At 62.4% G+C, this 16,534-nt stretch carries 18 protein-coding genes and 1 pseudogene; 12 read left to right on the forward strand and 7 right to left on the reverse strand.

The annotated features are described in order from the left end of the window. The first annotated feature begins 298 nt into the window (after nucleotides 1-298). From ACODSL_RS10400 to ACODSL_RS10420, 5 genes are all read left to right on the forward strand, one after another. Nucleotides 299-997 carry a recombinase family protein gene (locus ACODSL_RS10400; RefSeq protein WP_488900600.1) on the forward strand — a complete coding sequence of 233 codons (699 nt, stop codon included), beginning with the start codon at nucleotides 299-301 and terminating at the stop codon, nucleotides 995-997. Next, entirely contained in the window at nucleotides 994-1,197 is a 204-nt protein-coding gene (locus ACODSL_RS10405; RefSeq protein WP_488900601.1) for a CopG family ribbon-helix-helix protein, read from the forward strand. Before ACODSL_RS10400 ends, ACODSL_RS10405 begins: the two co-directional genes overlap by 4 nt. A 98-nt stretch (nucleotides 1,198-1,295) precedes the next feature. Beyond that, entirely contained in the window at nucleotides 1,296-2,390 is a 1,095-nt protein-coding gene (locus tag ACODSL_RS10410; RefSeq protein ID WP_488900602.1) for a hypothetical protein, read from the forward strand. A 188-nt stretch (nucleotides 2,391-2,578) separates the two neighbouring features. Next, on the forward strand, nucleotides 2,579-3,265 hold the full coding sequence (locus ACODSL_RS10415; RefSeq protein WP_488900603.1) for an OB-fold protein: 687 nt from the start codon (nucleotides 2,579-2,581) through the stop codon (nucleotides 3,263-3,265). A 190-nt stretch (nucleotides 3,266-3,455) separates the two neighbouring features. Continuing rightward, nucleotides 3,456-4,229 (forward strand): hypothetical protein, encoded by a 774-nt coding sequence (locus ACODSL_RS10420; protein ID WP_488900604.1) that lies wholly within the window; start codon nucleotides 3,456-3,458, stop codon nucleotides 4,227-4,229. 126 nt (nucleotides 4,230-4,355) lie between these two features. Here the strand turns inward: ACODSL_RS10420 and ACODSL_RS10425 are convergent, their stop codons facing one another. Then, nucleotides 4,356-5,981, reverse strand: a complete 1,626-nt coding sequence (locus ACODSL_RS10425; RefSeq protein ID WP_488900605.1) for a recombinase family protein — start codon at nucleotides 5,979-5,981, stop codon at nucleotides 4,356-4,358. A gap of 49 nt (nucleotides 5,982-6,030) precedes the next feature. Here ACODSL_RS10425 and ACODSL_RS10430 point away from each other — a divergent pair. Beyond that, nucleotides 6,031-6,330: pseudogene (locus tag ACODSL_RS10430) on the forward strand (DNA/RNA nuclease SfsA); the annotation flags it as partial. Here the strand turns inward: ACODSL_RS10430 and ACODSL_RS10435 are convergent. Then, a complete protein-coding gene (locus ACODSL_RS10435; protein WP_488900606.1) occupies nucleotides 6,327-6,983 on the reverse strand; it encodes a glutathione S-transferase family protein in 657 nt (218 codons plus the stop codon). The pseudogene ACODSL_RS10430 and the gene ACODSL_RS10435 overlap by 4 nt on opposite strands. A 147-nt stretch (nucleotides 6,984-7,130) precedes the next feature. Here ACODSL_RS10435 and ACODSL_RS10440 point away from each other — a divergent pair, with 147 nt between their 5' ends. Both ACODSL_RS10440 and map read left to right on the forward strand, forming a co-directional pair. Then, nucleotides 7,131-7,547 carry a hypothetical protein gene (locus tag ACODSL_RS10440; protein WP_488900607.1) on the forward strand — a complete coding sequence of 139 codons (417 nt, stop codon included), beginning with the start codon at nucleotides 7,131-7,133 and terminating at the stop codon, nucleotides 7,545-7,547. A gap of 108 nt (nucleotides 7,548-7,655) precedes the next feature. Beyond that, on the forward strand, nucleotides 7,656-8,486 hold the full coding sequence (gene map, locus ACODSL_RS10445; protein ID WP_488900608.1) for a type I methionyl aminopeptidase: 831 nt from the start codon (nucleotides 7,656-7,658) through the stop codon (nucleotides 8,484-8,486). On the opposite strand, the gene ACODSL_RS10450 is transcribed toward map, so the two are convergent. Next, a complete protein-coding gene (locus ACODSL_RS10450) occupies nucleotides 8,483-8,770 on the reverse strand; it encodes a BrnA antitoxin family protein (RefSeq protein ID WP_488900609.1) in 288 nt (95 codons plus the stop codon). The two genes, map and ACODSL_RS10450, sit on opposite strands and share 4 nt — an antisense overlap. Further along, on the reverse strand, nucleotides 8,709-9,002 hold the full coding sequence (locus ACODSL_RS10455; RefSeq protein WP_488900610.1) for a BrnT family toxin: 294 nt from the start codon (nucleotides 9,000-9,002) through the stop codon (nucleotides 8,709-8,711). Before ACODSL_RS10455 ends, ACODSL_RS10450 begins: the two co-directional genes overlap by 62 nt. Before the next feature lie 113 nt (nucleotides 9,003-9,115). Between ACODSL_RS10455 and radC the strand changes: the two genes are divergently transcribed. Next, nucleotides 9,116-9,808, forward strand: a complete 693-nt coding sequence (gene radC, locus ACODSL_RS10460) for a RadC family protein (RefSeq protein WP_488900611.1) — start codon at nucleotides 9,116-9,118, stop codon at nucleotides 9,806-9,808. Here the strand turns inward: radC and msrQ are convergent. The 3 genes from msrQ to ACODSL_RS10475 all read right to left on the reverse strand — a co-directional run bounded on the left by msrQ (nucleotide 9,805) and on the right by ACODSL_RS10475 (nucleotide 12,048). Beyond that, nucleotides 9,805-10,401, reverse strand: a complete 597-nt coding sequence (msrQ, locus tag ACODSL_RS10465) for a protein-methionine-sulfoxide reductase heme-binding subunit MsrQ (RefSeq protein WP_488900612.1) — start codon at nucleotides 10,399-10,401, stop codon at nucleotides 9,805-9,807. The two genes, radC and msrQ, sit on opposite strands and share 4 nt — an antisense overlap. Then, nucleotides 10,401-11,324 carry a protein-methionine-sulfoxide reductase catalytic subunit MsrP gene (msrP, locus tag ACODSL_RS10470; protein ID WP_488900613.1) on the reverse strand — a complete coding sequence of 308 codons (924 nt, stop codon included), beginning with the start codon at nucleotides 11,322-11,324 and terminating at the stop codon, nucleotides 10,401-10,403. Before msrP ends, msrQ begins: the two co-directional genes overlap by 1 nt. A gap of 97 nt (nucleotides 11,325-11,421) precedes the next feature. Beyond that, nucleotides 11,422-12,048, reverse strand: a complete 627-nt coding sequence (locus tag ACODSL_RS10475; RefSeq protein WP_488900614.1) for a glutathione S-transferase family protein — start codon at nucleotides 12,046-12,048, stop codon at nucleotides 11,422-11,424. 111 nt (nucleotides 12,049-12,159) lie between these two features. Here ACODSL_RS10475 and ACODSL_RS10480 point away from each other — a divergent pair, with 111 nt between their 5' ends. From ACODSL_RS10480 to ACODSL_RS10490, 3 genes are all read left to right on the forward strand, one after another. Then, nucleotides 12,160-13,503, forward strand: a complete 1,344-nt coding sequence (locus tag ACODSL_RS10480) for a spinster family MFS transporter (protein ID WP_488900615.1) — start codon at nucleotides 12,160-12,162, stop codon at nucleotides 13,501-13,503. A 36-nt stretch (nucleotides 13,504-13,539) separates the two neighbouring features. Further along, nucleotides 13,540-14,922: a spinster family MFS transporter gene (locus tag ACODSL_RS10485; protein ID WP_488900616.1), complete on the forward strand. Its 1,383-nt coding sequence runs from the start codon at nucleotides 13,540-13,542 to the stop codon at nucleotides 14,920-14,922. An 87-nt stretch (nucleotides 14,923-15,009) separates the two neighbouring features. Further along, nucleotides 15,010-16,512 carry a spinster family MFS transporter gene (locus ACODSL_RS10490; protein ID WP_488900617.1) on the forward strand — a complete coding sequence of 501 codons (1,503 nt, stop codon included), beginning with the start codon at nucleotides 15,010-15,012 and terminating at the stop codon, nucleotides 16,510-16,512. Nucleotides 16,513-16,534: the final 22 nt, after the last annotated feature.

Here is a 16,534-nt window from a genome sequence, read left to right on the forward strand (position 1 = left end):
TCAACGTAACAGCAAACAACCTCTGCCCCTCGATGCAATTGGCAACAAAACTTGCCCATGCGTCTTTCAGTCGAGAGGAATATGAGTTGTTTATAAGGTTCATATAGAATCGTTTTCTCTGTCTAATTGCCATCGCGCTTAATGGACATTATGGCGGATCGCGTCTCGGATTGTCAAAATTGTTCTCGCGGGGCTTATCGAAAGCAAATTGATTTGCCGCCTACTACTTATCTTGGCGCGAGGAGAGCGCAAGACAAACGTATTGCAAATGTAATTCTAATCTATATGATTTGCTTTGATGAACGTTCAGACAAATCCGAAACGCCGATGTGTGGCCCTCTACAGAGTTTCGACCAACAAACAGGGTCTCTCCGGCCTCGGTCTCGAAGCGCAGCGAGAGGCGGTCATGCGGTTCCTGGGCGACGGCTGGAATCTCATTGAAGAGGTGACCGAGGTCTCATCCGGTCGTGGCCAGATTCGCCCCGGCCTCGAACGGGCCGTCGAAGTCTGTCGCGCCCACAATGCCGTTCTCATTATCGCGCGACTCTGCCGTTTGAGTCGCGATCCCCACACTCTCTTCGGCCTTCAGAAGTCGGGGGTGGAGTTTCTGGCCATCGATATGCCCGGTGCCAGTGAGTTCACGGTGGGCATTATGGCGTTGGTCGCCCGTGAGGAGGCGCGGCAGGCAGCGGACAGAACGCGGCTGGCGCTTGCGGCCAGGAAGGCGCGCGGCATGCCGTTGGGAGGAAACAACCCGAGGATCGGAGATCACGCCGGTGTTGGAGCGATTGCCAGCGCCGAAGTCCGGACCGCGCGGTCGCGTCAACGTGCCGAGGCGCTGAAACCTGTCGTGGAGGCTCTCCGCCGGGAAGGCGCCATCTCATTGGCCGAGATCGCAGCGGGATTGAATGACCGTGGCTTGTCTGCGCCTCGTGGCGGGCCTTGGCGACCGCAGGGTGTCCGTGACCTGTTGCTGCGATACGGAGCGCGCTCATGAAATCTCCCACCATAAATGTCAGGCTGGCCGTCGAACTGATCGAAAGGCTTGATGCCAGGGCGAAAGACGAGGGCCGGGATCGCACCTCTTTGGTCAAGGCTGCGTTGGAGTCCTATCTCGATGCTCCGACTCTGACCGTTGAGCAGCGACTGCGCGCCGTGGAGAGAGCGATAGGCGACCTACAGAGACGCTTAGACTGAGGCTTCGCCCCGGCAGGAATCCAACCAATGACTTATATCACCCGCAGGAAGGTCTCCCCGCGAAGACGCGGCTAATCCTGGCCGCCTCGCGAGGCGACATGACATCTCTCTGCTCCCCTGAGTTTCCCGACGATCATCGCAACACCGAGACTCCCCGCCCCTTGTTCGGATGGATTCTCGAACAGGCCATGATTTTGGACGAGGCCAACCCAGGCTTTCTTCGCATGTCCTGCCGCACCGGCCCGATTTGGCGGCAGTCGTTCGGCGCGATCCTGGCCGCCGGACTGCTGACCCATCCGGCGCTCTTTCTGCAACGCCTTCACGGTCGGCCTGTGGCTGATGATCGAACCTGGGCCGACTTGCTGCGGCAAGTCGCCGAGGTCCTTCCGGTCCTGAGCCCGCGTGAACTTCTCGTTGCCGGGCTGGGCAGTGTTCCGGACGGCTACATCGGCGCCCTCAGGAAGTTTGGGGCAAAGCCGCTTTCTCGTGCCGCTTACGTCCGACTTTTGGACCTCTTCACGGCATCGGCGCCGATGCAGCGGCGGCGGCGGCGAACGCTTGAGCAGATGGCCGACATCGACGAACCGCCGTTCGAAGCCTTGGAGCGTTTGGATGCCGTCCTGGTGATCCCGGCGGTTATGAATCGGATTCACAACCCTTCACAGGCCGAGAGCCTGAATCAGACCCTCGGAATCATCCGATGTTTTTCTTCCTCGGCTACCGACGACGCTATCAGGCAGTCCTTGACGGCCTTCATCTCCGGAGGGACGCGGCGGTGGATCAGGAATTGGCTTGAGAAGTGCGATTCTTCGGTGTCGGCACTCGTCATCAATGATCCCGACTTTGAAGTCGTCACGCCTGCGAATGCGGCGCGGGTCGCGGGCCGGTTCAAAAACTGCCTGAGGTCGATGACCCCGCGCATGCTGTCCGGTGCGTGGGCCGCCGCCGTCTACGAGCCTGCGGCGCTTGTCCTGACGTTTGCGCGCCTCGCTGACGATTCTTGGCTCCTCACCGGTGCCTGGGCCGAGGGCAATGGGCCGGTGTCGCCGGTGCTTCGACAGCAGGCCCGCGAGAAGGTCCTCTCCTTGGGCGGCGGCTTCATGGTTCCTGCCGCCGTGCCGCCCCAGCTTGCCAATCTGGAAGAGTTCGCCGACCCGTTTCTGTTCCTCCCCGACCTGGATGACATCCGCTGAGCCAACCCGCTTCGCGAACAGAGAGCGGTGACATCTGATCGAAGAGCGGAGGCCAACTTCGGACCTACCTTTTCAAAATCAGCTTCGGGGGATTGGACACCAGCACCTTTCAAATTTGGCCGAGGACCACTTATGCTGTTCGAGTGGAGCCCACCGCCCTCGCGAAATTAAACAAAGCGAAAACAGACATGAAGGTCTTTCAATATATCATAATATCACTGCTTTTGATTTCTTGCTCCGGAAGACAATCAAATGTCGCGCTCATGACAAACGAAGAATTGCGTCTGATCGATCAGGGTGGTGACCATGAAATAGAATCGTTTCGAACTGGCGATATTGAAATCGTCGGAAAAATTAGACGAATCTCAGTTGGAAGCGACGGCGCAAATTTCGTCCAATTTACAGGCGTTTCGGCAATATTTTCGAAGTCAGAAACTTCAATATTGTCCGATCTCGTCCCCGATCAGTTATTGAAGGCTCGGTGCAAATTATCTAAGAGCAGATATGAAGGTTGGTTAACTGTTGAAAATTGTCGCAATACGACGATAGTTACAAATCTAAGTGCTGATCAATATTTCGATGAATATCAAACGAATCAGATTCGTGCAGACGAAATACTGAAAGACAAATATATTGCCATTTATGGAATTGTTCGAAATGCCGGTGTCCGCACTGATGGAAGAAGTTACGTTTCACTATCAGCGCGAGATGGGTTGGCAAATGTAGATGTGATTGTCTCGAACGGGATGGAGAAATTCATTCCACTATATGCGAAGTCAGGAGGCGCAATCATTTTGTATTGTCGCGCGGGGCAGCGATTGAACGAAGTTGGCGAGGTAGGATTAGACAAGTGTCGCTTCTTGGGTGACATATAGAATCGTCGCATCTGAGATTGTGCGGAATTAGAAAACGAATTGCGAGACAGCATTCGCCTGAGATAACTCGTTGTAATTTTTCGTGCCTATACGTAGGGTCAATCTAACGAATATGGCCGAAAGTCCTGCAAGGAAGATGCATCTCTCACCCACGGAGCAAGAAATTCTTGTTCTGCGGGGTATATGGGACATGATCGACGGGATGGTGAACTTCGGTGTGTTCTGCAAGCTGTCGAGGTTGCATGACACGAACCTGATGTTTGAGACCGCACAGCACCGACGACTATTCGCAGTTCTACTGGTTGACTTCCTGTCCAAGCCAGCAGACCGAAGCTTTGGCCTGCCTGTGGCTCAACAGGCCCGAAGAAGCGATTCCACATTTTTGTTCTTTCTCGGCGAAATCTGCCGAAGTCCAATTCTTGGGGATGACTCGACTGAACTCGCCAAGGTCACGGAATCATTCGCTGAATGGCTTGATGCTTACGGTGAATTTCCAGAAACATGGATGCCGTCGCTGGGCGTGCCAGTTGATCTGAGAGTTCAGAGGATTGTTTTGTTGAAAACGTGCGGCGATATCGCCAAGCATACGTTTGCTCGCCTGGATCGACGCGTCGCGACTATTCAAAAAATTATGGAAGAAAATGGTAAAGTTGTAGACGATACGGCAGCGTATGAACTGATTGACGAGTTCCAGGCCGTATTTCACGATGATGTGCTGATCTATCATTCGAGCACCATCGCTGAGTTTCTGAATGAGATTCGATGGGCGATCTACCATTACCTCAAACCCCAGTTCGACCGCTCATATAGGGTTGGCGAATTCCCACATTACTGGTTTGACCTGCCTACAGACTGCTCTCATCCTTTGCCATGCCGCCTGTATCAAGACCTGATGAACGGTGTGCGCCGCGCGCCGCAGTTCCCCCGGTTCACGGTATCCGCGTCTATGAAGGGGCGCTATTGAACTTCAAATTCCGGAACTGTGAGGGCCAACAAGGCGGGATACGCCTATTGGCAGACCAAAGCCCGGCTGCTTTTGGTCGCGAACACGAAGCGTGAGGCAGCCATGTTGAGGCTGGCGTTCTGCTGATCAGGCCGACTCGTCGTCGAAAAGGTGCCGGAATTCACCCACGATGGCTTCAATGGCGGCTGATGTTTTCGTCGTTCCTTCCGGGATTTCGAATTCAGCCATTCCGTCCCGATAGATCAACCAACAGTGCGGCCCCTGGGCCGCACAAAAGCCATCCTGAATCGGCATGATCCAATCAAAGAACTCGCCCAACATGGCGTTGAACTTGGCTCTGACTCGGTAGAGTTCATCAGGTTGGCCGGTGGCCGCTTTGTATTCTTCCAAAACGTGGACGTATGCGGCGACGAAATCGGCGTTGGTCAGTGTGCTCTTGGCGTGAGTGATCGCGACTTTGTGGTCGTTGATTTCCTTTTCAATCGCCTTCAATTCCGTATTGCGACGGTGAAGGCGGTCTTCGACGAAGGGAACGCCGCGTTCGGCCTGATCCAAGAGCGTTTCAATGGTCCGCTTCAAATTTTCGCGGGCATCGATTTTGGCCATCATGGCATTTTCGTCAGGCGTTACGACTCTCTCGCGTTGGCGGACCTTTCCCAGGAACTGGAAAAGTTCGTCTTCAATCGGCTTGATCGGATAGCGGCGTTTGTTGTCGCACCCGTGATTTCGAACGGCGTTGAGACAACGAAGAATTGGCCCGCTGGATTTAGCCCCGCTGCTATGGATTCCGACCGTTCCGCCGCACTGTTCACAGACACCCATGCCGATCAGAAGGTTGGGGAAAGCCTTACCGCGACGACCGCGACCTTTCCCTTTTCGATTTCGGTCATGGATGACGGCTTGGACGCGGTTGAAAACGTCTTCGGACACCACCGGCGGATAATAGCCGGGGATGCCGTCTCCATCGGGTGTTCGAAGAGTTCGGCCATTCCCCTGTTTTACGGCGTTCGATGGCTGATACTCTCCGATGCAAGATCGGTTGTGCAATGTCGTCAGGATGTAGTGAGCGTGCCATCCGTTGGCCTTTCCGAAGGGCTTGATTCCTTCGGCGTTCAGTCTGGCGGAAATCGTGACCGCTCCGATTCCGCCCATGGCTTCATCGAACATTCGGCGGACTATGGCGGCACGATCCGGCACCAAATCGAAGCCTTTGCCGTTGAATTCAACCCAGTAGGGACCACGGCGGCTGAGGATTTCGCCCGTTTCTCTCGCCAGACGTTTCTTCTCCATCCATGCGTCTTTGACCTTCTTGCCGCGACTACGATTCTCGTCATGGGCACGGCTCATCACGATTATGGCCCGCATCAGGTCCATTGCATCGGAATGTTCGTCGTAGATCGCATTATCCGTCAGGGTCACGACCTTCACACCCGCGAGGGTGATGCCGGTCAAGAGGTTGATGGCCTGGGTTTCGGATTCCCGGCTGAGCCGGTCAAAAGATTCAATCAGGAAGTAGGACCCCTTGGGGATGTCGCCGCGCTCGATTCGCTTCAGGAACGATGCCAATGCACCTTTGACCCTGTGTTCGCCGCGATAGGCCGATATTCCCAGGTCGCGGAGACTGGTGTCTAATTCGACCTCTGGGTGTTCGGCAGCCCAATCCATAGCCGCCTTCAGTTGGCGGCGTAGGGAATCGCCTTGAGCCTGAACGGCTGACGAAAATCGAAAATATGAGAACGCCTTAACGGTCACGACTCTTTACCGGCTTCGATTCCTTGCCATGTTATTAGCAATGCATAGTAAGAACGTCCACCTGTCGCGCACGCCGGGACTGGCGGAGTTTCCCGACTGCGTGGCGGCCCGCTCGACGAAGCACCTGAGAGAGCTTGAGGCGATGGTCACGGCCGGCGACCGCGCGGTGGCCCTGTTCGTCGTCCAGCGCACCGACTGCACGGCCTTCAGCGCCTGCGCAGAGCTTGATCCGGCATTCGCCGCCGCTCTGGAGCGCACCGCCGACGCGGGCGTCGAGGTGCTGGTCTACGCCTGCGCGATGACGACGGACGCCATCAAGATAGAGCGACGGCTGGTCTGGCGGCGTTAGGAAGCCCGCGCCCGGTCGCCCGCCGCGAAGTGGGCCATCTGGTCGGCATGCGCCTTGAGGAAGGCCGGACGCGCCGTCGCCCGCGCGACGTAGGCCTTGCAACCGGGATAGTCCGCCAGCCCGTCGAACCGGTCCACAAGCCTCAGCACATCCGCCATGAGGATGTCGGCCACCGAGAAGCTTCCGGCCAGCCACTCGCGGTCGGCAAGAACCGTTTCCATGTGCTTGAGCCGATGCTGATAGAGGAAATCGTCGAAGAACTTGCGCATGGGTGTCTCGTCGGCGGCGCCCATGAACTTGAAGAAGGACCAGGGCTGGCTCGCGGCCTCGACGGACGCGAGCGCGGCGAACAGCCATTCCTTGACCTCGCTGCTGCCACGCCGGTCCGCCGGCATCAGCCGGTCGCTCAGCTCGCCGAGATGCAGCAGGATCGCGCCGCTCTCGAAGATCGTCAGGTCCCCGTCGGTCAGCCAGGGAACCTGGCCGAACGGCTGGTGTGCGAAATGCTCGGGCTTGCGGTCCTCGAAAGGCGTGCTCGCGACGGTATAGGCCAGAGCCGCCTCCTCCAGCGCCCACCGCACCCGCAGGTCCCGGACATAGCCGCGCGGCGCGTCGGGCACCCAGTCATAGGTCGTCAGGATCAGGTCACCCATTTTCGTTCTCCAGGGATTGCAGGCCCGACGGAGGGACGCTGACAGACCTCGCCCCCACCATCAACCGCCCCATCGCCCTTCGGTCGCTGGCGCGTTATCCGGCCGCTTGCTCTATTGGTCGGCATTCCAGCCTGATGCGGAACGATCATGACCCACACCCCAGCTCCCAACGGCGGCCAGGGCTCTGACCCTGCCGGGGACCTGCGAGCGCGACTGCGGGGCGACCTGCGCGAGGCGATGAAGGCGCGCGATGCCGTCACCACCGGCTTGGTGCGGCGGCTGATCGCCCTGATCGACAACACCGAGGCCGTGGCCTTGACGCCGGCGCAGGCGGCGCCCGTCAGCCTGACGAGCGGCGCTTCGGAATGGGTCGCCACGGGCGCGGCGTTCGGTGCGGCGGACGTCCCTCGCAAGACCCTGTTGGCCGCCGACCTCTCGGCCCTGTTCCTTGCCGAGACAGGGACCATCGCCGCCACAGCGGCAGAAATGGACCGGGTGGACCGTCCGGACGAAGCCGCCATCGCGCATGCAGAGTTGGCGGTTCTAAAAAGATACCTGGACTGAGATCCAGCCGACCGCCCGACCGTTGACCTTTTGTGCTACAATGACGACCTAGGCTCGACTGACATTTGCATCGTCCCCGCCGCGGCGACGGGATGAGAGGACCGCTTGATGACCCTCACCGACTCGATTTCGGACGCGGAGTACCGCACCGGCGAGATCCGCATCCATGGCCCCGAGGGCTTGGAAGGCATGCGCAAGGCCGGCCGGCTGGCCGCCGAGTGCCTCGACATGCTGATCCCCCACGTTACGCCCGGCGTGACGACGGCCGAGCTGGACCGGCTGTCCCGTGAATTCGTGCTCGACAACGGCGGCCTGCCGGCCTGCCTCGGGTACAAGGGCTACATGCACACCGTGTGCATCTCGACCAACCATGTGGTCTGTCACGGCATTCCCGGCGACCGCCCCCTTCGCGAAGGCGATATCGCCAACATCGACGTCACCGTCATCGTCGACGGCTGGCATGGCGACACCAGCCGCATGTACGGCGTGGGCGAGGTCTCGCCGCGCGCCCGCCGGCTGGTCGACGTGACCTACGAAGGCATGGCGAGGGGCCTGGCGGTCATCAAGCCCGGCAACACGTTCGGCGACATCGGCCATGCCATCCAGAAATACGTCGAGGCCCAGCGCTGCAGCGTCGTTCGCGACTTCTGCGGCCATGGCCTGGGCAAGGTTTTCCACGACAGCCCCAACGTGCTGCACTTCGGCCGCCCGGGCGAAGGCCCGATCCTGCGCGAAGGGATGTTCTTCACCGTCGAGCCGATGGTGAACCTCGGCCGTCCGCAGGTGAAGGTGCTCAGCGATGGCTGGACGGCCGTGACGCGCGACAAGTCGCCTTCGGCCCAGTGCGAGCACAGCTGCGGTGTGACGGCGGACGGCGTGGAACTGTTCACCGCCTCCCCGACCGACCAGTTCAAGCCGGCGATCCAGGGCGAAGGCTAGGGTTCAAGGGCTTTTCGTAGAGCGGCGTTGATGCGGCTCTGCCAACCGGGACCGCCGCTCCGGAAGGTGTCGAGCACATCGGCGTCAAGCCGGAGCGTCACCTGCTGCTTGCGAATGACCGCAGGCGGACGGCCACGCCGCACCAAAACTCCTGCCCGGTAGTGGGCTGCCTGTTCGAACCACTCATCCGTGAGCTCCGGAATCTCCGCATAGTCTGCCGCATCAGGTTCGGCTTCGCCGATCTTCCGCAAATCGATCTCGAAGATGTCTTTGCTCGCGGGCATTGGCTTTCCTCATCGAAATGATGTGGCGGGTTTCACTACGCGGCGTCCAAACAACAACTACCATTCGACCATCGAGAAACCCGATCGTCACAATCCGCAATTCGCCGTAGTCGAACCGGACGTCCGGCCAATCGAGGACATCGCCGTCGAACACCTCCACCGCGCGCTCGAAATCCATTCCTCGGTCGCGAAGTGTGATCAGTCGCTTGTTTGGATCGTAGGTGATCGCCATTTAATGTAACTACATTAAATCCAAAGTCAATCTTGCGCGACCAGTGCCGTTTACACAACCCTGCCGCGCAATGCATTATCACCCCGAGAACTGACTTTGCGGCGCGGGGCCACTTGTCACAGGACGTATCAACGACCCAGGCTCACCACCTCGGACACCGGGAGCGGCTGCGCGGGCGGGCGCTGAAGAGCCTCGACGCCCTACCTGACTACGAAATCCTCGAACTGTTCCTGTTCCGCACCTTTCCGCGCGGCGAGGTCAAACCGCGGGCCAAGGCCTTGCTGGCGCGGTTCGGCGCCTTGGGGGCGGTGCTGACGGCGTCGGTGGAGGATCTGAAATCCGTCCCGGGCATCGGCGAGGCGGCGGCGCTGGATCTGCGGCTGCTGGGCGAAGCCACCCTGCGAGTGGGTCGCGAGACGATCCGCAAGCGCACCGTCATTGGCTCCTGGAGCGCCCTGCTGGCCTATGTGAAGGTCGCCCTCGCCAATGAGCCGCGCGAGCAGTTCCGGGTGCTGTTCCTCGACAACAAGAACCAGCTGATCGCCGACGAGGTGCTGAACCGCGGCACCGTCGACCATGCGCCGGTCTACCCGCGCGAGGTCATGCGTCGGGCGCTCGAGCTGTCGGCCAGCGCGGTCATTCTGGTGCACAACCACCCCAGCGGCGACCCGACGCCCAGCCGCCAGGACATCGACATGACCCGGCAGGTCGTCGAGGCCGGGCGCAGCCTGAAAATCTCGGTGCACGACCATCTGGTCGTCGGCCGCGAGGGCGTCGCCAGCTTCAAGGCGCTGGGGCTGTTCTAGGCCCTTGCCCGGGCGGCCGCGACCGCCCGATATCCCAGCAACAGCAGCACGATCGCGCCGTAGATCAGCGGTGGGCGGTGATCGGCTTTCACCAGCAGGAAATAGTGCACCACGCCCATCGGCACGATCAGGTAGATCAGCCGGTGCAGTCGACGCCAGTTCAGCGGCCCGAGCCGGCGGATCGCGGCGTTGAACGACGTCGCCGCCATCGGGATCAGCATCACGAAGGCCGCCATGCCGATCGTGATGAAAGGCCGCTTGAGGATGTCCTTCCAGATGGCGTGCCAGTCGAAATACTGGTCCACGCCGATGTAGGTCGACAGGTGCAGCACGATATAGCCGAACGCGAACAGGCCGATCGGTCGCCGCACCCGGATCAGGCGCGGCTTTTTCAGGATCCTGGCCAGCGGCGTGATGGTCAGGCCGATGATCAACAGGCGCAGACCCCAGACGCCGAGATTGCGAATGACCTTCTCGATCGGATTGGCGCCCAGCTCGCCCTGGTAGCCGCGCCATACCAGCCACAGCAGGGGCAGCAGGCAGGCCAGCGAGACCGCCCAGATGACGATCCCGTCCACGGTCTTGCGGTTCATCAGTAGAACTTCTTCAGGTCCATGCCGCGATAGAGCGACGCCACCTGGTCGCCGTAGCCGTTGAACATCAGCGTTGGCCGGCGGCGGAATTCACCGATGCGCCGTTCGGAGGCCTGGGACCAGCGCGGGTGGTCCACTTGCGGGTTCACATTGGAATAGAAGCCGTATTCCTGCGGCGCCGACATGTTCCAGGCGGTACGGGGCTGGGTCTCGGTGAAGCTGATGCGAACGATGCTCTTGATGCTCTTGAAGCCGTATTTCCACGGCACGACCAGCCGCATCGGCGCGCCGTTCTGGTTCAGCAGGGTCTCGCCGTAGAGGCCGACCGCCATGAACGCGAGCGGGTTCATCGCCTCGTCCATGCGCAGACCTTCGCGATAGGGCCAGTCGAGCACACGGCGCTTCTGGCCGGGCATTTCCTCGGGCCGATAGAGGGTTTCGAAGGCGACGTACTTCGCCTTGCTGGTCGGCTGGTAACGCTTCAGCAGATCGGCCAGCGGCACGCCGAGCCAAGGGATGACCATGGACCAGCCTTCGACACAGCGGTGGCGATAGACCCGGTCCTGCAGGGTGTTGCCGCGCAGAAAGCTGGCGAGGTCGACCGTGCCCGGTTTGGCGCACTCGCCGTCGATCTTGATGGTCCAGGGGCTGGTCTTCAGCGAGCCGGCGTTGCGGGCCGGGTCGTCCTTGTCGACGCCAAATTCATAGAAATTGTTGTAGCCGGTGACGTCCTCTTTCGAGGTCTTCGGCTCGGTCGTCGAATAGGGGCTCGGATTGCCCTTCAACGGGATCGCAGCGGCCTCGCCCGCCAGACCCAGCCCGATGCCCGCGGCGCCGAGCGCGAGGAATTCGCGGCGTCGCAGATAGACGTCGTGCGGCGTCACATCGTTTTCGGTCAGGTCGCCGGCGTGTCGGATCAGCATGGTCGTCTCCGTGCCCCCGCACAGTCTACGTTTGGGAACGCCTCTGGATCACGCCGCTCGATCACGGGCGAGTCAACTCGCGGGCGCCAGTCCGTGATCAAACGGTCGTGGCGTCCTTTTCCCAGGCGAGGAAGTCCGGCGTTTCCAGCAGTTGCTCTACGTACCGCCCGGCCGCGCCAGTATCGCCGTAGTCGCTGGCGTGGATGCCGTAGCTGCGGAAACGAGTCGCCACCGGGGTAAAAAACGCGTCGGCGATGGTCCAGTCGCCGAACAGGAAGGGGCCGCCGGATCTATCCAGCAGGCCCGACCAGAGCTGGACCAGTCGGCGGACATTGGCCTGCGTCGCCGGCGTCAGGTCGGCTTTCGTCATCAGGGACAGGTCCATCGGACACTCCCCGCGCAGGGACCCGAAACCGCTGTGCATCTCGGCCGTGGCGGCCCGGGCCAGGGCGCGGTCGGCGGGATCCGACGGCCAGAGATTCGCCGCCGGAAAGCGCTCGGCCAGATACTCGCTGATCGCCAGCGAATCCCAGATCGTCAGGTCGCCGTCCTTGAGCACCGGCACCAGGCCCGAGGGGGAGTGTTTGAGGATCTCTGTCGTGGAGGTCTCGACCTCACGCAGCTGAACGAGGGTTTCGGTGAACGGCGCGCCGGTCCGCCGGATCACCAGCCAGGGCCGCAGCGACCAGGTCGACCAGATCTTGGTGCCGATGACGAGTTCCATGTCCGCCTGCTCCTCCCTGTGATCACGCAGCCGTTATTGCCTTTGCGCGCTGACCCGCACGTAAGGTGCCGCAACAAACAGAACAAGCGTTTGACAGGGAGGAGCGTTCAGATGACCGACGCAGTTGCGCCGGCGGAGGAGTCTGTCGCTCCCGAGTCTGTCCCCCTGGTCAGCGACGGCTACCGCCGTTACGCCCTGACCCTCCTGCTCGTCGTCTACACGCTGAACTTCCTCGACCGGCAGGTGGTCAACATCCTGGCCGAGCCGATCAAGAAGGATCTGGGCCTCCACGACTGGCAGCTGGGCATGATGACCGGCCTGGCCTTCGCCCTGTTCTACACCGTGCTGGGTCTGCCCATCGCCCGGCTTGCGGAGCGGGCCAACCGGGCCTGGATCATCTCCGGCGCCATCGCCGCCTGGAGCGGCTTCACCCTGCTGTGCGGCGTCGCACAAACCTTCCCGCAGTTGATCCTCGCGCGCATCGGCGTCGGCGTCGGCGAAGCCGGCTGCACCCCGCCAGCCCATTCGCTGATCACGGACTATGTGCCCAGGGACAAGCGCGCTTCAGCGATCGCCTTCTATTCCATCGGCACGCCGCTTGGCTCGCTGCTCGGCATGGCCATGGGCGGGGTGATCGCCGATGCCTGGGGCTGGCGGGCGGCCTTCCTCGTGGCGGGCGCGCCGGGTGTGGTGATGGCCCTGTTGGCGTTCTTCACCCTGAAGGAACCGCGCAAGGCGGCGATCAAGGGGGCTCCCCACGCCGGCCCGGGTGTTGGCGAGGCCCTGCGCGAAATCGCCGCCAAGAAGACCTTCTGGCTGATGGCGTTCGGCGCGGCGATCATCGCCTTCGCCGGCTACGGCAGCGCCGCCTTCATCGGCTCGTTCTATTTCCGCAATCACGCCGCCGAGGCGGCGGCCACCGCCCAGGGCTTCGGCCTCGGGACGGCGGGCTTCCTTGGACTGGCCCTGGGGATCATCGGCGGCGTCGCCGGCATCCTGGGGTCCTTCATGGGCGGTGTGATCGGCGACCGCCTCGGCAAGAAAGGCCCCCAGGGCCAGATGACCCTGCCCGCCGTCGCAGCCGTCATCGGCGCGCCTTTCTACATCTACGGGATGACCACGCCCTCGATGGCCGCCGCCATGGCCGCGCTGGCCATTCCGACCTTCCTCAATTCCATGTGGTACGGCCCGGTCTACGGCAGCGTACAGGGGCTGGTTCGGCCGCAAACGCGCGCCACCGCGGCCGCGGTCATCCTGTTTATCATCAATCTGATCGGCCTCGGCTTCGGACCGCTGGCGGTGGGGGCGCTGAGCGACTTCTATGCCGACGGACTGGGCATGGGCGCCGGCGAAGGCATCCGCTGGGCCCTGATGACCTCGGCCTCCTCGATGCTGGTGGCGGCCGTGCTGTTCTGGATCGCGCGCGGCACGATCAAGCGCGACATGGTCAGCTAGGACCGCCTGGAAGCCTCAACCGGAAGGAAGCCCCGCATGACCGACGCCACCGCGCCGTCCCAGGCCCTGGCCCCCGATTCCGCGAGCCCCGCCGTGCCCCTGGTGAGCGACGCCTACCGGCGTTACGCGCTGGGCCTGCTTCTGGTCATCTACACGCTCAACTTCCTTGATCGTCAGGTGCTCAACATCCTGATGGAGGACATCAAGATCGAGTTCGGGCTGCGCGACTGGCAGCTGGGCGCGCTGTCGGGCCTCGCCTTCGCGGTGTTCTACACCACCCTCGGCATCCCGATCGCCCGCATGGCCGAGACCCGGCACCGGGGGTACATCATCGCCGGAGCCGTCTTCGTCTGGAGCGGATTCACCGCGCTGTGCAGCGTCGCCGGGAGCTTCTGGTCGCTGCTGCTCTACCGGATCGGGGTGGGGGTCGGTGAGGCCGGCTGCACGCCGCCGGCGCATTCGCTGATCACCGACTATGTGCCCAAGGCAAACCGCGCCTCGGCGATCGCCTTCTATTCCATCGGCACCCCGCTGGGGACGGTCGTGGGCCTGGTGCTGGGCGGCCTGGTCGCCGACGCTTACGGCTGGAGGACGGCCTTCCTGATCGCCGGCGCACCGGGAGTCATCGTCGCCATCATCGCCGCTCTGACGCTGGTCGAGCCGCGCAAGAAGTTCAAGGCGGCGATGGCCGCCACGGCCTTGGCCAGCGGCGCTGTCGCCACGGCCAGCCCGACGCTGAAGGCCGCCCTGGCGATCCTGGCCACCAAGAAGACCTTCTGGCTGATCGCCTTCGCCGCCTCGATCAAGGCCTTCATCGGCTATGGCCACGCGCCGTTCACGGTGTCCTTCTTCCTGCGCGAACACGGGGCCGAGGTGGCCCGGCTGGCCGCCGCATTCGGACTGGAATCGCGCGGCTTCTTGGGCGTTGCGCTGAGCGCCATGGGCGGGGTGGCAGGCATCCTGGGCGCCTGGCTGGGCGGCGTGATCGCCGACCGCTACGCCGCCAAGGACCTGCGCGGCTACGTCGTGGTGCCCGCCATCGCCTCCCTGGTGACCATTCCGATCTACATCACCGCGGTCTCGGTTCCATCGGCCGCCTGGGCGATCCCGATCCTGGCCGTGCCGGCTCTGCTGGGCACCCTGTGGTACGGGCCGGTCTACGCCTCGGCGCAGTGCTTGGTGCCGCCGCACGCGCGGGCGACGGCCGCGGCGATGATCCTGTTCATCATCAATCTGATCGGTCTGGGTTTGGGCCCGCTCGGCGTGGGCATTCTCAGCGACCTGTTCGGCGAGGGGATGGGCATGGGCCCGGCCCAGGGGATCCGCTGGGCCCTGATCGTTTCGACCCTGTTCGGCCTGGTGGCCGCCGGCCTGTTCTGGACCGCGCGCAAGACGATCCGCGAAGAGATGGTCAGCTAACGCCATACCGCTCTTTCAATTCGCTGCTGGCGATGCGCTGGTCGGCGCCGCTAGAGTGCCGCCAACGAACAAGGGAGGACTATCCGGATGACCGATGCGACGGCGGGGGGGACCGCGCGGCCCATCTATACGAACGGCTACAAGACGCTCGTGCTCGGCATGCTGCTGGCGGCCTACACGTTCAACTTCATCGACCGGACGATCATCGCCACCATCGGTCAGGCCATCAAGGTTGACCTGAAACTGACCGACACCCAGCTGGGGCTGCTCGGCGGCCTGTATTTCGCCCTGCTATACACGACCCTTGGAATCCCGATCGCCCGGCTGGCCGAGCGCAAGAGCCGGGTCAACATCATCACCTGGTCGCTGATCATCTGGTCCGGCTTCACGGCGCTGTGCGGCGCCGCCCAGAACTTCGTCATGCTGGCCATCCTCCGCTTCGGCGTCGGCATCGGCGAGGCGGGCTGTTCGCCCCCGTCCCATTCGCTGATCAGCGACTATTTCGAACCGAAGAAGCGGGCGTCCGCCCTGTCGATCTACGCCTTTGGCATTCCGCTGGGGACGATGATCGGCGCCGTGGCGGGCGGCTGGCTGACCCAGGCCTTCAGCTGGCGGGTCGCCTTCGTCGTCGTCGGCCTGCCAGGCCTGATCCTGGCGCTGCTGTTCAAGTGGCTGGTCAAGGAGCCGCCGCGCGGACATTCCGACGTCGTCGAACATCCGATCGAGCCGGAAGATGTCACCGCGCCCGTCGCGGCGACGCCGAAGCCGTTCTCGCTCGGCGAGGAGTTCCGGGAACTGGGCGGCGTGGCCAAGGTGCTGTTCGGCAAGTGGCCGGTCCTGCACATGGTGCTCGGCGTAACCATCGCCTCGTTCGGATCCTACGGCTCGGGCGCATTCGTGCCGGCCTATTTCGTCCGCCAGTTCGGCCTCGACTATGCGACCGTGGGCCTGATCACCGGCCTGGTCGGCGGCTTCTCGGCCGGCATCGGGACGCTGGTCGGCGGTTTCGTCGCGGATCGCGCGGCTCGCAAGAGCGCCATCTGGTATCCGCTGGTGCCGGCCATCGGCCTGATGATCGCCACCCCGATCTACATCGCCGCCTATCTGCAGAACACCTGGCAGGCCGCGGCCATGATCCTGCTGGTGCCGGGCATCTTCCACTACACCTACCTGGGCCCGACGTTCGGCGTGGTGCAGAACTCGGTGCCGGTGACGCAGCGGGCGACCGCTACGGCCCTGCTGTTCTTCTTCCTCAACCTGATCGCCCTGGGCGGCGGGCCGGTGTTCACCGGCTGGCTCAGTGACATGCTCGGCCAGTTCAACTTCAGTCACCCGGGTCTCGGCGTGGCGGGCCTGTTCCAGGGCTTCAGCGGCGATGTCGGCGTCGGCGACTTCATCAAGGAATGCCCCGGCGGCAAGGCGCCGGAGGGCGCGGCCGAGGCGCTGGGCGCGGCCTGTCACACGGCCGGCTCGATGGGCACGCGGCAGGCGATCATCATCTCGCTCTGCTTCTATGCCTGGGCCTCGGTGCACTACTTCCTGGCGGCCATCGGCATGGTCAAACACATGAAGTCGACCGCGGGCGGTTGACGGTAAGGGCGTCAAGGGCGTA

This window comes from Caulobacter sp. FG121, from assembly GCF_057809815.1.

Bases quoted from the DNA above. Each gene is read 5' to 3' on its own strand.
- ACODSL_RS10400 (WP_488900600.1), top strand. From the start codon at position 299: ATGAACGTTCAGACAAATCCGAAACGCCGATGTGTGGCCCTCTACAGA.
- ACODSL_RS10405 (WP_488900601.1), top strand. From the start codon at position 994: ATGAAATCTCCCACCATAAATGTCAGGCTGGCCGTCGAACTGATCGAA.
- ACODSL_RS10410 (WP_488900602.1), top strand. From the start codon at position 1,296: ATGACATCTCTCTGCTCCCCTGAGTTTCCCGACGATCATCGCAACACC.
- ACODSL_RS10415 (WP_488900603.1), top strand. From the start codon at position 2,579: ATGAAGGTCTTTCAATATATCATAATATCACTGCTTTTGATTTCTTGC.
- ACODSL_RS10420 (WP_488900604.1), top strand. From the start codon at position 3,456: ATGATCGACGGGATGGTGAACTTCGGTGTGTTCTGCAAGCTGTCGAGG.
- ACODSL_RS10435 (WP_488900606.1), bottom strand. From the start codon at position 6,983: ATGGGTGACCTGATCCTGACGACCTATGACTGGGTGCCCGACGCGCCG.
- ACODSL_RS10440 (WP_488900607.1), top strand. From the start codon at position 7,131: ATGACCCACACCCCAGCTCCCAACGGCGGCCAGGGCTCTGACCCTGCC.
- map (WP_488900608.1), top strand. From the start codon at position 7,656: ATGACCCTCACCGACTCGATTTCGGACGCGGAGTACCGCACCGGCGAG.
- ACODSL_RS10450 (WP_488900609.1), bottom strand. From the start codon at position 8,770: ATGCCCGCGAGCAAAGACATCTTCGAGATCGATTTGCGGAAGATCGGC.
- ACODSL_RS10455 (WP_488900610.1), bottom strand. From the start codon at position 9,002: ATGGCGATCACCTACGATCCAAACAAGCGACTGATCACACTTCGCGAC.
- msrQ (WP_488900612.1), bottom strand. From the start codon at position 10,401: ATGAACCGCAAGACCGTGGACGGGATCGTCATCTGGGCGGTCTCGCTG.
- msrP (WP_488900613.1), bottom strand. From the start codon at position 11,324: ATGCTGATCCGACACGCCGGCGACCTGACCGAAAACGATGTGACGCCG.
- ACODSL_RS10475 (WP_488900614.1), bottom strand. From the start codon at position 12,048: ATGGAACTCGTCATCGGCACCAAGATCTGGTCGACCTGGTCGCTGCGG.
- ACODSL_RS10480 (WP_488900615.1), top strand. From the start codon at position 12,160: ATGACCGACGCAGTTGCGCCGGCGGAGGAGTCTGTCGCTCCCGAGTCT.
- ACODSL_RS10485 (WP_488900616.1), top strand. From the start codon at position 13,540: ATGACCGACGCCACCGCGCCGTCCCAGGCCCTGGCCCCCGATTCCGCG.
- ACODSL_RS10490 (WP_488900617.1), top strand. From the start codon at position 15,010: ATGACCGATGCGACGGCGGGGGGGACCGCGCGGCCCATCTATACGAAC.